Source organism: Klebsiella sp. WP4-W18-ESBL-05 (assembly GCF_014169075.1).
Taxonomy (GTDB): Bacteria; Pseudomonadota; Gammaproteobacteria; order Enterobacterales; family Enterobacteriaceae; genus Kluyvera; species Kluyvera ascorbata_B.
Genome location: NZ_AP022057.1, coordinates 4931961 through 4946658 on the forward strand (window position 1 = coordinate 4931961; position 14698 = coordinate 4946658).

Genomic DNA, 14698 nt, shown 5'->3' on the forward strand with positions numbered 1-14698 from the left:
CCGGCGTTTTTATTTTTACTTCTTCTCAACCAGCTGTTTCACGGTATCCGCGTACTGCGCCACAAAGACATCCATATTGCTGGTGTCCATGCCCTGCGGGTTCAGCTGATATTTACCGTTAACAAACATCGCCGGCACGCCCTGCAGCTGCAGGTCGGACGCGGCTTTTTCCTGCTGTGCGACCAGCGATTTCACCACGAAGCTGTTCCAGGCGGCGTCATAATCTTCGCCCTTCACGCCCGCATCGGTGAACACTTTGCGGATATCCGCCACGGTCTGCACGGTCTGGTTTTTCTGCACGGCTTCAAACATTGGCGCGGTGATCTGATCTTCAACGCCCAGTGCCATCGCCACTGCCCACGCCTGCGTCAGGTCTTTGCCCAGCGGGCCCAGGAACTCAACGTGGTATTTGGTCATTTTGGTGCCTTCCGGCAGCTTTTTCTTCACGTTGTCAGAAACGTGCAGAACCTCTTCAAACTGATAGCAATGCGGGCAGTAGAAGGAGAAGAACTCCAGCACCTGCGGCTCGCCTGCAACCGGCTTATCGATCGTAATATACTGTTTGCCGTCGGTAATCTGTGCAGCGGATGCGCTGAATGCCAGAATCATACCTGCCAGCGCAAGCCAAACCTTTTTCATAACTCACTCTCTCCTGACTGTGTTGAATTAATACATTGGCGTTAACTGAAGCGGCGGTTCCTGGAGGACTTTCACCTGCTCCACAAAAGTAGCGATCTGCCGATGCCAGAAATCTTCCCCGGTTAACCAGGGAAAATTTTTCGGAAATGCAGGGTCATCCCACCGCCTGATTATCCAGGCAAGATAATAAACCAACCGCATTGCACGTAAAGGCTCGATCAGCGGCAATTCGTCTGAATTAAAGCGGCTGAACTCTTCATAAGCCTCAACAATTGTCTCTAGCTGCATACGTCTCTCGGCAAGGGAGCCGTTAAGCAGCATCCATAAATCCTGTACCGCCGGGCCGTTGCGCCCATCGTCGAGATCGACAAACAGCGGGCCATCGCGCCAGAGGATATTTCCGGCATGGCAATCACCGTGCAGGCGCAGCGCATCGAACCGGCCGTGCCAGAGGCCCATAACGGCATCAATAAGATCGTCGGTAGCCTTCAGGAAACGGTCTTTTAAACCAGCAGGGATCAACGCCGACTGCTCAAACACCGCGCGCGGCTCAATCAGGTACTCTTTCACGCCAATCGACGGACGAGCGGTAAAGCGGGATTTGCGCCCGGTTTGATGCAGACGCCCGAGGTAACGCCCCACCCATTCCATTTGATCCAGATTATCTGACTCAAACTGACGCCCTCCCAGGCTTGGGAAAACGGCAAAGTAGAAGCCTTCGTGGGTCAGTAAGGTTTGGTCATTAAAGATGAGCGGGGCTGCAACGGGCACCTCATCCTGAACCAGCTCCAGCGCAAACTGGTGCTCTTCAAGAATCTGCGCGGCCGACCAGCGTTCCGGGCGATAAAACTTGACCACCATCCGGCGGCGGTCTTCGTCCTGGAACTGATAAACCCGATTCTCGTAGCTGTTAAGTGGGGTGAGACCAGAGTCCACCCGGATGCCCTGTTCAAAAAGGGCATCGATAATGGTATCCGGGTGGAGGGTCTGGAAAGTGAAAGCCTTGTCGTTCATCCTGGCATCCGATAACGATACGAATGGTTCAGGATATCATTTCATGCGGATTTCAGCGGCTCTGCTTACAACCTTTTACTCTTTAATCACGCCGCGCGCGCGCAGCAGCGCCGTTTTAAAGTCTTCTTCGTAATCTTTCTGAATACCCGGAATGACCGCATCTTTCGCCGAGTCGCGCATTTTCAGATGGTAGATCAGAATATCATCCGTTAAATCGGCCAATTCGCCGTCATAGCCTGACTCCTTCGCCAGTTTCTGCAAAAATTGCAGTAAATTCAGCTCTGGCTCTTTCTGCCAGGCCGGCTGGAGGAGTTCAATAACTTCATTCAGACGTTTACATTTCATGGTCGTGCTCCTTACGCTTGATAGAGACACGTTAGCAGGGTAATCCCCACAATAAAAGAGGCGATATTGGTGAATGCAGAGAGCCAGATAACCGGCGTTGTGCTGGCAGGGGGTAAGGCCTCCAGAATGGGCGGGCAGGATAAAGGCTTAATGCTGCTTAACGGGAAGCCACTGTGGCAACATGTGGCTGATTGTCTGCGCCCACAGGTGAACAACATGATCATCAGTGCGAATCGTAATCTGGATATCTATCGTCAGAGCGGTTTGACCGTCATAACTGATACGCTATCAGACTTCCCGGGTCCACTGGCTGGGCTGTTATCGGCTATGCAGCAAACTTCCGCTGAATGGTTTTTATTTTGCCCCTGTGATACGCCCTTTATTCCTGCTCGGCTCGTCGAACGGCTGGTCACACAGCGTCACCATGCCCCCGTAGTTTGGGTTCATGATGGCGATCGCGATCACCCTGCCGTGGCGCTGGCTCATCGCAGCCTGGCCCCGTTGATTGAGGATTATCTTGTCCGCGGAGAACGTCGCGTAATGGTGTTTATGCGCCAGGTTGGCGGGCATTCCGTCGATTTTAGCGACATGAAAGCCGCATTCCGCAATATTAATACGCTGGAAGATCTGCAGACCCATCAGGAAAGAACATGATCCCATTGTTAGCAATTGCCGCATGGAGCGGTACGGGAAAAACAACGCTGTTGAAAAAGCTCATACCGGAGCTTTGTCTACGCGGTATTCGTCCAGGTCTTATTAAGCATACCCATCACAATATGGATGTTGATAAACCCGGTAAGGATAGTTATGAGCTCCGTAAGGCAGGTGCTGCACAGACGTTGGTTGCGAGCAGGCAACGCTGGGCGCTAATGACCGAAACCCCTGAAGAAACGGAGCTGGACCTGGCTTTTCTGGTCAGCAGGATGGACGCATCAACGCTGGATCTGGTGCTGGTGGAGGGGTTTAAGCACGAAGCCGTCGCTAAGATTTTACTGTTTCGCCAGGATGCTGGACATGCAGTAAGCGAGTTGACGATCGATGAACATACGATTGCAGTGGCCAGCGATATTCCGCTGAACGTTGGTGTGCCGGTACTGAATTTGAATAATGTGCCGGAAATAGTCGCGTTTATTGTGGCGTGGCTGGAAGCAAAATCGTAGGCCGGATAAGGCGTTCACGCCGCCATCCGGCGATATGCGCCAGGTGTGCCTGAGGGCGCTGCGCTTATCAGCGCCTGCAGCATGATTATCCGGAAATACAGACGCAAAAAAGCCCATCCGTCAGGATGGGCTTCTTCACTTAATTGATGCCTGGCAGTTCCCTACTCTCGCATGGGGAGACCCCACACTACCATCGGCGCTACGGCGTTTCACTTCTGAGTTCGGCATGGGGTCAGGTGGGACCACCGCGCTACGGCCGCCAGGCAAATTCTGTTATTAACCCGCTTTTCGCCGGTTAATCTAATCTGTAATCAATGCTGAAAATCGTCTCAATTTCGCCAAAACATCTTCGGCGTTGTAAGGTTAAGCCTCACGGTTCATTAGTATCGGTTAGCTCAATGTATCGCTACACTTACACACCCGACCTATCAACGTCATCGTCTTTAACGTTCCTTCAGGACTCTCAAGGAGTCAGGGAGAACTCATCTCGGGGCAAGTTTCGTGCTTAGATGCTTTCAGCACTTATCTCTTCCGCATTTAGCTACCGGGCAATGCCATTGGCATGACAACCCGAACACCAGTGATGCGTCCACTCCGGTCCTCTCGTACTAGGAGCAGCCCCCCTCAATTCTCCAGCGCCCACGGCAGATAGGGACCGAACTGTCTCACGACGTTCTAAACCCAGCTCGCGTACCACTTTAAATGGCGAACAGCCATACCCTTGGGACCTACTTCAGCCCCAGGATGTGATGAGCCGACATCGAGGTGCCAAACACCGCCGTCGATATGAACTCTTGGGCGGTATCAGCCTGTTATCCCCGGAGTACCTTTTATCCGTTGAGCGATGGCCCTTCCATTCAGAACCACCGGATCACTAAGACCTGCTTTCGCACCTGCTCGAGCCGTCACTCTCGCAGTCAAGCTAGCTTATGCCTTTGCACTAACCTCCTGATGTCCGACCAGGATTAGCTAACCTTCGTGCTCCTCCGTTACTCTTTAGGAGGAGACCGCCCCAGTCAAACTACCCACCAGACACTGTCCGCAACCCGGATTACGGGTCTACGTTAGAACACCAGCCATTAAAGGGTGGTATTTCAAGGTTGGCTCCACACGAACTGGCGTCCGCGCTTCAAAGCCTCCCACCTATCCTACACATCAAGGACCAGTGTTCAGTGTCAAGCTATAGTAAAGGTTCACGGGGTCTTTCCGTCTTGCCGCGGGTACACTGCATCTTCACAGCGAGTTCAATTTCACTGAGTCTCGGGTGGAGACAGCCTGGCCATCATTACGCCATTCGTGCAGGTCGGAACTTACCCGACAAGGAATTTCGCTACCTTAGGACCGTTATAGTTACGGCCGCCGTTTACCGGGGCTTCGATCAAGAGCTTCGCGTTGCCGCTAACCCCATCAATTAACCTTCCGGCACCGGGCAGGCGTCACACCGTATACGTCCACTTTCGTGTTTGCACAGTGCTGTGTTTTTAATAAACAGTTGCAGCCAGCTGGTATCTTCGACTGATTTCAGCTCCATGGGTAAACCACTTCACCTACATATCAGCGTGCCTTCTCCCGAAGTTACGGCACCATTTTGCCTAGTTCCTTCACCCGAGTTCTCTCAAGCGCCTTGGTATTCTCTACCTGACCACCTGTGTCGGTTTGGGGTACGATTTGATGTTACCTGATGCTTAGAGGCTTTTCCTGGAAGCAGGGCATTTGTTACTTCAGCACCGTAGTGCCTCGTCATCACACCTCAGCGTTAAAAGAAGTCCGGATTTACCTAAACTTCCCGCCTACATGCTTAAACCGGGACAACCGTCGCCCGGCTAACATAGCCTTCTCCGTCCCCCCTTCGCAGTAACACCAAGTACAGGAATATTAACCTGTTTCCCATCGACTACGCCTTTCGGCCTCGCCTTAGGGGTCGACTCACCCTGCCCCGATTAACGTTGGACAGGAACCCTTGGTCTTCCGGCGTGCGGGTTTTTCACCCGCATTATCGTTACTTATGTCAGCATTCGCACTTCTGATACCTCCAGCACCCCTCACAGGACACCTTCAACGGCTTACAGAACGCTCCCCTACCCAACAACACATAGTGTCGCTGCCGCAGCTTCGGTGCACAGTTTAGCCCCGTTACATCTTCCGCGCAGGCCGACTCGACCAGTGAGCTATTACGCTTTCTTTAAATGATGGCTGCTTCTAAGCCAACATCCTGGCTGTCTGAGCCTTCCCACATCGTTTCCCACTTAACTGTGACTTTGGGACCTTAGCTGGCGGTCTGGGTTGTTTCCCTCTTCACGACGGACGTTAGCACCCGCCGTGTGTCTCCCGTGATAACATTCTTCGGTATTCGCAGTTTGCATCGGGTTGGTAAGTCGGGATGACCCCCTAGCCGAAACAGTGCTCTACCCCCGAAGATGAATTCACGAGGCGCTACCTAAATAGCTTTCGGGGAGAACCAGCTATCTCCCGGTTTGATTGGCCTTTCACCCCCAGCCACAAGTCATCCGCTAATTTTTCAACATTAGTCGGTTCGGTCCTCCAGTTAGTGTTACCCAACCTTCAACCTGCCCATGGCTAGATCACCGGGTTTCGGGTCTATACCCTGCAACTTAACGCCCAGTTAAGACTCGGTTTCCCTTCGGCTCCCCTATACGGTTAACCTTGCTACAGAATATAAGTCGCTGACCCATTATACAAAAGGTACGCAGTCACCCCATAAAGAGGCTCCCACTGCTTGTACGTACACGGTTTCAGGTTCTTTTTCACTCCCCTCGCCGGGGTTCTTTTCGCCTTTCCCTCACGGTACTGGTTCACTATCGGTCAGTCAGGAGTATTTAGCCTTGGAGGATGGTCCCCCCATATTCAGACAGGATACCACGTGTCCCGCCCTACTCTTCGAGTTCACAACCTGTGCATTTTGGTGTACGGGACTATCACCCTGTACCGTCGGACTTTCCAGACCGTTCCACTAACACACAAGCTGATTCAGACTCTGGGCTGCTCCCCGTTCGCTCGCCGCTACTGGGGGAATCTCGGTTGATTTCTTTTCCTCGGGGTACTTAGATGTTTCAGTTCCCCCGGTTCGCTTCATTACGCTATGTATTCACGTAATGATAGTGTGACGAATCACACTGGGTTTCCCCATTCGGAAATCGCCGGTTATAACGGTTCATATCACCTTACCGACGCTTATCGCAGATTAGCACGTCCTTCATCGCCTCTGACTGCCAGGGCATCCACCGTGTACGCTTAGTCGCTTAACCTCACAACCCGAAGATGTTTCGTAAAACACCATCGTGTTGCGAAAATTTGAGAGACTCGAACACACCGCTTATCTGTTCTTATTACGGAGAACAGACACAGTGTGTCGTTTCAATTTTCAGCTTGATCCAGATTTTTAAAGAGCAAAACTTCTTAATGCACTCGAAAGTACATTCAGAAGTTCATCATTTACCAGACAATTTGTGTGAGCACTTCAAAGAACGTTTCTTTAAGGTAAGGAGGTGATCCAACCGCAGGTTCCCCTACGGTTACCTTGTTACGACTTCACCCCAGTCATGAATCACAAAGTGGTAAGCGCCCTCCCGAAGGTTAAGCTACCTACTTCTTTTGCAACCCACTCCCATGGTGTGACGGGCGGTGTGTACAAGGCCCGGGAACGTATTCACCGTAGCATTCTGATCTACGATTACTAGCGATTCCGACTTCATGGAGTCGAGTTGCAGACTCCAATCCGGACTACGACATACTTTATGAGGTCCGCTTGCTCTCGCGAGGTCGCTTCTCTTTGTATATGCCATTGTAGCACGTGTGTAGCCCTACTCGTAAGGGCCATGATGACTTGACGTCATCCCCACCTTCCTCCAGTTTATCACTGGCAGTCTCCTTTGAGTTCCCGGCCGAACCGCTGGCAACAAAGGATAAGGGTTGCGCTCGTTGCGGGACTTAACCCAACATTTCACAACACGAGCTGACGACAGCCATGCAGCACCTGTCTCAGAGTTCCCGAAGGCACCAAAGCATCTCTGCTAAGTTCTCTGGATGTCAAGAGTAGGTAAGGTTCTTCGCGTTGCATCGAATTAAACCACATGCTCCACCGCTTGTGCGGGCCCCCGTCAATTCATTTGAGTTTTAACCTTGCGGCCGTACTCCCCAGGCGGTCTATTTAACGCGTTAGCTCCGGAAGCCACTCCTCAAGGGAACAACCTCCAAATAGACATCGTTTACGGCGTGGACTACCAGGGTATCTAATCCTGTTTGCTCCCCACGCTTTCGCACCTGAGCGTCAGTCTTCGTCCAGGGGGCCGCCTTCGCCACCGGTATTCCTCCAGATCTCTACGCATTTCACCGCTACACCTGGAATTCTACCCCCCTCTACGAGACTCAAGCTTGCCAGTTTCAAATGCAGTTCCCAGGTTGAGCCCGGGGATTTCACATCTGACTTAACAAACCGCCTGCGTGCGCTTTACGCCCAGTAATTCCGATTAACGCTTGCACCCTCCGTATTACCGCGGCTGCTGGCACGGAGTTAGCCGGTGCTTCTTCTGCGAGTAACGTCAATCGCTAAGGTTATTAACCTTAACGCCTTCCTCCTCGCTGAAAGTACTTTACAACCCGAAGGCCTTCTTCATACACGCGGCATGGCTGCATCAGGCTTGCGCCCATTGTGCAATATTCCCCACTGCTGCCTCCCGTAGGAGTCTGGACCGTGTCTCAGTTCCAGTGTGGCTGGTCATCCTCTCAGACCAGCTAGGGATCGTCGCCTAGGTGAGCCGTTACCCCACCTACTAGCTAATCCCATCTGGGCACATCCGATGGTGTGAGGCCCGAAGGTCCCCCACTTTGGTCTTGCGACGTTATGCGGTATTAGCTACCGTTTCCAGTAGTTATCCCCCTCCATCGGGCAGTTTCCCAGACATTACTCACCCGTCCGCCACTCGTCACCCGAGAGCAAGCTCTCTGTGCTACCGTTCGACTTGCATGTGTTAGGCCTGCCGCCAGCGTTCAATCTGAGCCATGATCAAACTCTTCAATTTAAGTTTGATGCTCGTGAATTAAACTTCGTAATGAATTACGTGTTCACTCAGAGACTTGGTATTCATTTTTCGTCTTGCGACGTTAAGAATCCGTATCTTCGAGTGCCCACACAGATTGTCTGATAAATTGTTAAAGAGCAGTTGCGACGCGCTTTAGCGCCTGTCGCTGAGGTGGCGTATACTACGCTTTCCTCTTTCAGAGTCAAGCGTTTAATTTCGCTTTTCTCTGCCGAGATTCTCAGGAGAACCTCGCTGACCCGGCGGCTTGTAATCCGTTGTTCCGTGTCAGTGGAGGCGCATTATAGGGAGTTTATTCTGGCTGACAAGCGTAAATTCAAAATAATTTATCGCTCGCTTTTTTTTTCACCAAATTGTGTATCAATACAGCGTAAAAAGCCCAGACTGCTGTTTTTAACACCGATCCAGTACGTCAAATGGCATACTAAAGAAAGATAAATAATAGGAATGGCCTTTATGTCTCTTAGCGCACAGCAACTTGCAGCCCAAAAAAACATCTCCTGGGTCCTGGCGGAAAAAATAGCCCAGAAGATATTAACCGGTGAATATCCACCGGAAAGCATCCTCCCCGGTGAAATGGAGCTGGGTGAGATATTCGGCGTAAGCCGCACCGCCGTCCGTGAGGCGGTAAAAACGCTCTCGGCAAAAGGTATGCTGCTTCCGCGCCCGCGCATCGGCACACGCGTAATGCCTCAGGCGCACTGGAACTTCCTTGATACCGAGCTGATCTCCTGGTGGCTAACCACCGATAACTTCCAGGCCGTCATGAAGCACTTCCTGGTACTGCGCCGCAGCCTGGAACCACAGGCGTGTATGCTGGCCGCCACGCTCGGCACCGCCGAACAGAAAGCGCAGCTGAACACCTTAATGGCGGAAATGGCAACGCTGGAAAAATCCTTCGACCGTGAGCGATGGATCGATATCGACACCACCTGGCACGAACATATCTATGAAATGAGCGCGAATCCGTTCCTGACGTCCTTCGCCAGGCTCTTCCATTCCGTGTACCACATCTATTTCACGTCAATTACTGAAGATGAAGTGATTGAACTGGCCAGTCACCAGGCCATCGTGGATGCCATCCAGGAAGGCGATGGTCCAGGCGCATTTCAGGCCTGCCAGGCGTTATTAAACGCGCCACACATCCTGGCCGCAGTATAAAGGACAATGCATGACTGAAAAGAAAGCGCGGAGTATGGCCGGGCTACCGTGGATAGCCGCGATGGCCTTCTTTATGCAGGCGCTGGACGCCACCATTCTGAATACGGCGCTTCCCGCCATTGCGCATAGCCTCAACCGTTCACCGCTGGCGATGCAGTCGGCAATCATCAGCTATACCCTTACCGTGGCCATGCTTATCCCGGTGAGCGGCTGGCTGGCCGATCGTTTTGGTACCCGACGTATCTTTATGCTTGCGGTTAGCCTGTTCACGCTCGGTTCACTCGCCTGCGCGCTTTCCTCCTCGCTCGGTGAACTGGTTGTTTTCCGCGTAATCCAGGGCATCGGTGGCGCGATGATGATGCCCGTTGCCCGTCTGGCTCTCCTGCGCGCCTACCCGCGTAGCGAACTGCTGCCGGTGCTCAACTTTGTCACGATGCCTGGGTTAATTGGGCCAATTCTCGGCCCAGTGCTTGGCGGCGTGTTCGTCACCTGGGCTAGTTGGCACTGGATATTCCTGATTAACATTCCGATCGGCGTCGTCGGCATGCTGTACGCCCGTAAATATATGCCGAACTTCACCACGCCACGGCGGCGTTTCGATCTGGCCGGATTCCTGCTGTTTGGGCTGAGCCTGGTACTGTTCTCTATCGGCATGGAACTGCTAGGAGAGCAGATTGTGTCGGGGTGGGTTGCGTTGATGGTCGTGTTGTTCAGCTTGATTCTGCTGCTGGCCTATATCCGCCACGCGCGTCGTCACCCGACGCCGCTCATCTCGCTGGGCCTGTTTAAAACGCGCACCTTTTCTGTCGGCATCGCCGGTAACCTGGCCACCCGCCTGGGGACCGGCTGCGTACCGTTCCTGATGCCGCTGATGCTGCAAGTCGGGTTTGGCTACCCAGCGCTGATTGCCGGCTGCATGATGGCGCCAACGGCCATCGGCTCAATTATTGCAAAATCGACGGTCACTCAGGTGCTACGCCGTTTAGGCTATCGGAAAACGCTGGTAGGGGTGACATTATTCATCGGCCTGATGATTGCGCAGTTCTCGCTGCAGTCGCCATCCATGCCGGTATGGCTACTGATCCTGCCGCTGTTCGTGCTGGGGATGGCCATGTCGACGCAGTTCACCTCAATGAACACCATCACGCTTGCCGACCTCACGGATGACAACGCCAGCGGCGGCAACAGCCTGCTGGCGGTGACACAGCAGCTATCAATCAGCTTAGGCGTCGCCATCAGCGCCGCGGTGCTTCGCTCCTACCAGAGCATGGTGGATTCGACGATCGATCAGTTCCACTACACCTTTATCACCATGGGCGTGATTACGGCAGTTTCAGCGCTGATGTTTATGCTGCTGCGGCCGAAGGATGGCCGCAACCTGATAAAAGAAAAGCATTAGTCTCAGACCGAGCCTCGCACCACCAGCTCGGGCGTCAGCTGCATACGCTGCTGTTTTTGCCCGGGCTGCGTGATACGGTGAATGAGTACATCTATCGCCAGCTCGCCCAGTTCATCTTTGGGTTGATGAATAGTGGTCAGCGGCGGCGTCATATAGCGCGCCAGTTCGATATCGTCATAACCGATTACCGCCATATCCTGAGGAATGCGCAGTCCGGCCTGATACAGCGCCTGATAAGCACCCACCGCCATCGCATCGTTGCCGACGAAGACCGCATCCGGACGTTCAGGATGCGCCAGCAGTTTCTGCATCGCGTCAAAGCCGCCGCCAAACTCGAAGTTGCTGGTAATTTCATAGCCGTCCGGGATCGGCAACTGCGCGTTATGCATCGCTTCCCGATACCCTTCCAGACGCAGCCGCGCCGGCGTTTTATCCAACGGACCGGCAATACAGGCAATTCGCGTATGCCCGCGCGCGATAAGGTAGCGGGTGGCCATGTCGCCGCCCAACAGCGAATTATCCTGAATCAGATCGCTGTCGCCGTCGAACGGCGCCCAGTCCATCATGACAGAAGGAATCGAAGGGTAGCGCTGCATAATCTCCAGCGACGGCTGGTGCGTTTCGGTACACAGCAATAGCAGCCCGTCGACGCGCTTTTGCATCAGCGTCTCCAGGTTGCGATTCATTCGCTGTTCATCACCTTCGGTATTGCACAGTACCAGGCTATAGCCGCGCTCAAAGCAGCTGCGCTCCACGCCGCGTACCAGTTCAGAATAGAACGGGTTGGTACTGGCAGTGATTAGCATGCCAATGGTATGGGTCTGATTTAGCTTGAGGCTGCGCGCCAGCGCCGACGGCGCGTAGTTCAGTTCTTTAATCGCCGCATCAACTTTCTCAGTAATGGCATCGCTGACAAACCGATCTTTATTAATAACGTGAGATACCGTGGAGGTGGAAACGCCCGCCAGGCGAGCAACATCCTTCATCGTGGCCAAGCGTTACCCCTGCTGACGTAAAAATTCGTCGATCTCTTCACGCCAGGGCACAGAAGGCTGCGCGCCTTTACGCGTTACGGCAATGGCCGCTGCCGCATGCGCAAAGCGCAACGCCTCGGCCAGCGGCGTGTTTTCCAGCAGCGCGGTCATCAGAGCACCGTTGAAGGTATCACCCGCAGCAATGGTATCAATGGCCTGGACCTTAAAGCCCGGCACGCGACGGCCTTCACCCTTAACGCTGGCCCAAACGCCACGGCTGCCAAGGGTAATAATCACCGTATCGATGCCCTTGTTGTGCAGCACCTGTGCAGCCTTCGCGGCATCGTCATCGTTTTCAACCCGCACGCCCGTCAGCTTCTCAGCCTCGGTTTCGTTCGGCGTAATAATATCCACCAGCGACAACAGCGCATCCGGCAACGCACGTGCCGGGGCCGGGTTTAATACCACGGTAGTCTGGTTCTGGTGGGCTATCTGCGCGGCCAGCAGTACGCTGTCCAGCGGGGATTCGAGCTGCATCAGCAGCGCATTTGCATTGGCAATACGTTCACGCTGTGCTTCCACCAACGCAGTAGACAGCGCCGCGTTGGCGCCCGCGTGAATACCAATGACGTTCTCACCTTCGCCGTTAACGAAGATCAGCGCGACCCCGGTAGATTCGCCGCTAATGGCGCTCACCGGTGCAACATCAATGCGATCGGTGACGAGCTGCTTACGGATACGTTCGCCAATATCGTCATCGCCGGTACAGGCGATAAACGCGATATCAGCACCGCTGCGCCCGGCTGCAACCGCCTGATTTGCGCCTTTGCCGCCAAAAGCAACCTGATAATGGCTACCGGTGACGGTTTCGCCAGGCAGGGGGAAAGATTCAAGATTGAGAATGTGATCGGCATTGATGCTGCCAAGGACGACGAGTTTGCCTGCGGTTTTCATTTTCAGAGTGTCCGGTAAGATGCGCCACCGGCATCCCGGTGGCGCGTGCCCTGCTTTTCTTTATTGATGTTGTCCCTCAGGCTTCTGGAGCCTGAATCGCATTCGCGTTTATTACTGCTTAATTACCAGCTTCAGGTCAACAGGATATTTTGCCTGTACCTTTTCGCCTTTCAGCACTTTGTCAGCGGTTTCAACGCCTTTAGCACCGATCTGGTCCGGTAACTGAGCGATAGTTGCCGCCAGTTTACCGTCGTTAACGGCCTTTTCACCGTCCGGAGTACCGTCAAAGCCCACCACCATCACATCGGACTTACCGGCTGTTTGCAGCGCACGCAGTGCACCCAGCGCCATTTCATCGTTCTGTGCGAACACGGCTTTCACATCCGGGTGAGCAGTCAGCAGGTTCTGCATCACGTTCAGACCTTTAGTACGGTCAAAGTCAGCCGGCTGGCTGGCCAGTACATTAAATTTGTGAGCAGCAACGGCCTGCTGGAAGCCTTCGCCGCGTTCACGCGCTGCTGAGGTCCCGGCAATGCCCTGCAGTTCGATAACTTTGGCGCCTTCACCGGCTTTCTTCGCGATGTAATCACCAGCAATTTTACCGCCCAGAACGTTATCAGAAGCGATATGGCTCACGACTTCACCTTTAGACGCTACGCGGTCCAGGGTGATGACCGGGATTTTAGCCTGGTTAGCCATCTTGATGGCGTTACCCACGGCATCGGAATCAGTCGGGTTGATCAGCAGAATTTTGGTACCGCGAACCGTTAAATCCTGAACGTTAGCCAGCTCTTTCGCCGGGTTGTTCTGCGAGTCCAGAACCACCAGGTTGTAACCCAGTTTGTCGGCTTCTTTCTGCGCGCCATCCTTCAGGGAGACGAAGAACGGGTTATTCAGGGTAGAGATAACCAGCGCGATAGTATCTTTCGCCATCGCGTTCGCACTGACGGTGGCGCTCAGCGCAACCGCGGAAACCAGGGTAGCCAGTTTTTTCATGTTCATATTTAAGATGTCCTGTAGTGTCGTTAGTTACTGCTTTTTGTTGTCCACCAGCACCGCCAGCAAAATCACGACTGCTTTAACGATCATCTGGTAATAAGAAGAAACACCTAACAAATTCAAACCGTTGTTCAAGAAACCAAGAATCAGCGCACCGATAAGCGTGCCGACGATACGACCTTTACCACCCGCCAGGCTGGTCCCCCCCAGCACCACCGCCGCAATGGCATCCAGCTCATAGCCGGTACCTGCCGTCGGTTGCGCAGAGGAGAGACGCGCCACTTCGATAATCCCCGCCAGCGCCGACAGCAGCCCGCACAGAGAGTAGACGATAATTTTGACTTTGTTGACGCTGATGCCGGAAAGACGCGTTGCTGCTTCGTTACCGCCTAGCGCATAGATGTAACGGCCCAGGCGGGTATGGTGCAGCATGTACCACGCGGCCAGGAAAACAATCGCCATGATCCACACCGGCGTCGGTATCCCCAGCGGACGGCCAATACCGAACCAGCCAAAGATATCGGCGTTATCGGTAAACCCGGTGTTCACCGGGCTGCCGTTGGTGTACACCATGGTCACCCCGCGCAGCAGCAGCATCATCACGAGGGTGGCGATAAACGCCTGTACGCGCCCTTTTGCAACAATAACGCCGGTAACGGCCCCGATTGCGGCACCCAATGCGAGTGCGGCAGCAACCGCCACCAGCGCATTGACTTCAATGCCGACAATCGACGCGGCGACCGCGCCGGTCAACGCCAGCAGCGAACCGACGGACAGGTCGATCCCCGACGTTAAAATGACCAGCGTCATCCCGACCGCCATGATCGCGTTCACGGAGGTTTGCTGCAGGATGTTGAACAGGTTATTGACGGTAAAAAAGTTCGGACTCATGGTCGACACAATCGCTATCAGCACCAGCAGGGCAATCAGCGATTTTTGCTCCAGCAGCCATGCTTTAGTGAAATAGCGGCGACCCGCCACAGACTGGGTTGTCAT

The 14698-nt window shown here is 53.8% G+C and carries 11 protein-coding genes and 3 rRNA genes; 4 read left to right on the forward strand and 10 right to left on the reverse strand.

Features of this window, described 5'->3' with window-relative positions; translation table 11 throughout:
• Positions 1-15: 15 nt before the first annotated feature.
• The 3 genes from dsbA to H7R58_RS23490 form a co-directional block, all read right to left on the reverse strand.
• Positions 16-639 (reverse strand): thiol:disulfide interchange protein DsbA, encoded by a 624-nt coding sequence (gene dsbA, locus H7R58_RS23480; protein WP_106929248.1) that lies wholly within the window; start codon positions 637-639, stop codon positions 16-18.
• A 27-nt stretch (positions 640-666) separates the two neighbouring features.
• Entirely contained in the window at positions 667-1653 is a 987-nt protein-coding gene (locus H7R58_RS23485; RefSeq protein ID WP_182934542.1) for a serine/threonine protein kinase, read from the reverse strand.
• A 75-nt stretch (positions 1654-1728) separates the two neighbouring features.
• Positions 1729-1998 carry a YihD family protein gene (locus tag H7R58_RS23490; protein WP_035892297.1) on the reverse strand — a complete coding sequence of 90 codons (270 nt, stop codon included), beginning with the start codon at positions 1996-1998 and terminating at the stop codon, positions 1729-1731.
• A gap of 126 nt (positions 1999-2124) precedes the next feature.
• Between H7R58_RS23490 and mobA the strand changes: the two genes are divergently transcribed.
• Both mobA and mobB read left to right on the forward strand, forming a co-directional pair.
• A complete protein-coding gene (mobA, locus tag H7R58_RS23495) occupies positions 2125-2652 on the forward strand; it encodes a molybdenum cofactor guanylyltransferase MobA (RefSeq protein WP_413774324.1) in 528 nt (175 codons plus the stop codon).
• Positions 2649-3158 carry a molybdopterin-guanine dinucleotide biosynthesis protein MobB gene (mobB, locus tag H7R58_RS23500; RefSeq protein WP_106929242.1) on the forward strand — a complete coding sequence of 170 codons (510 nt, stop codon included), beginning with the start codon at positions 2649-2651 and terminating at the stop codon, positions 3156-3158. Before mobA ends, mobB begins: the two co-directional genes overlap by 4 nt.
• A gap of 148 nt (positions 3159-3306) precedes the next feature.
• On the opposite strand, the gene rrf is transcribed toward mobB, so the two are convergent.
• The 3 genes from rrf to H7R58_RS23515 all read right to left on the reverse strand — a co-directional run bounded on the left by rrf (position 3307) and on the right by H7R58_RS23515 (position 8197).
• Positions 3307-3422: ribosomal RNA gene (gene rrf, locus H7R58_RS23505) — 5S ribosomal RNA — on the reverse strand.
• Positions 3423-3517: 95 nt separating this feature from the next.
• Positions 3518-6424: ribosomal RNA gene (locus tag H7R58_RS23510) — 23S ribosomal RNA — on the reverse strand.
• Between the two features lie 233 nt (positions 6425-6657).
• Positions 6658-8197, reverse strand: a 16S ribosomal RNA gene (locus tag H7R58_RS23515).
• Together the 16S, 23S and 5S rRNA genes form the textbook arrangement of a ribosomal RNA operon.
• 474 nt (positions 8198-8671) lie before the next feature.
• Between H7R58_RS23515 and H7R58_RS23520 the strand changes: the two genes are divergently transcribed.
• Complete coding sequence (locus H7R58_RS23520) at positions 8672-9376, forward strand: FadR/GntR family transcriptional regulator (RefSeq protein ID WP_106930073.1); 705 nt, start codon at positions 8672-8674, stop codon at positions 9374-9376.
• Between the two features lie 10 nt (positions 9377-9386).
• Positions 9387-10775 carry a multidrug transporter subunit MdtD gene (mdtD, locus tag H7R58_RS23525; protein ID WP_106930075.1) on the forward strand — a complete coding sequence of 463 codons (1389 nt, stop codon included), beginning with the start codon at positions 9387-9389 and terminating at the stop codon, positions 10773-10775.
• A 2-nt stretch (positions 10776-10777) separates the two neighbouring features.
• Here the strand turns inward: mdtD and rbsR are convergent, their stop codons facing one another.
• The 4 genes from rbsR to rbsC all read right to left on the reverse strand — a co-directional run bounded on the left by rbsR (position 10778) and on the right by rbsC (position 14698).
• The gene (gene rbsR / locus H7R58_RS23530; RefSeq protein WP_106930077.1) at positions 10778-11770 is read right to left on the reverse strand and encodes a ribose operon transcriptional repressor RbsR; all 993 of its coding nucleotides are present in this window, start codon (positions 11768-11770) and stop codon (positions 10778-10780) included.
• Positions 11771-11773: 3 nt separating this feature from the next.
• A complete protein-coding gene (rbsK, locus tag H7R58_RS23535; protein ID WP_106930079.1) occupies positions 11774-12703 on the reverse strand; it encodes a ribokinase in 930 nt (309 codons plus the stop codon).
• 111 nt (positions 12704-12814) lie between these two features.
• Positions 12815-13705 (reverse strand): ribose ABC transporter substrate-binding protein RbsB, encoded by an 891-nt coding sequence (gene rbsB, locus H7R58_RS23540; protein WP_106930081.1) that lies wholly within the window; start codon positions 13703-13705, stop codon positions 12815-12817.
• A 27-nt stretch (positions 13706-13732) separates the two neighbouring features.
• The gene (gene rbsC / locus H7R58_RS23545; RefSeq protein ID WP_106930083.1) at positions 13733-14698 is read right to left on the reverse strand and encodes a ribose ABC transporter permease; all 966 of its coding nucleotides are present in this window, start codon (positions 14696-14698) and stop codon (positions 13733-13735) included.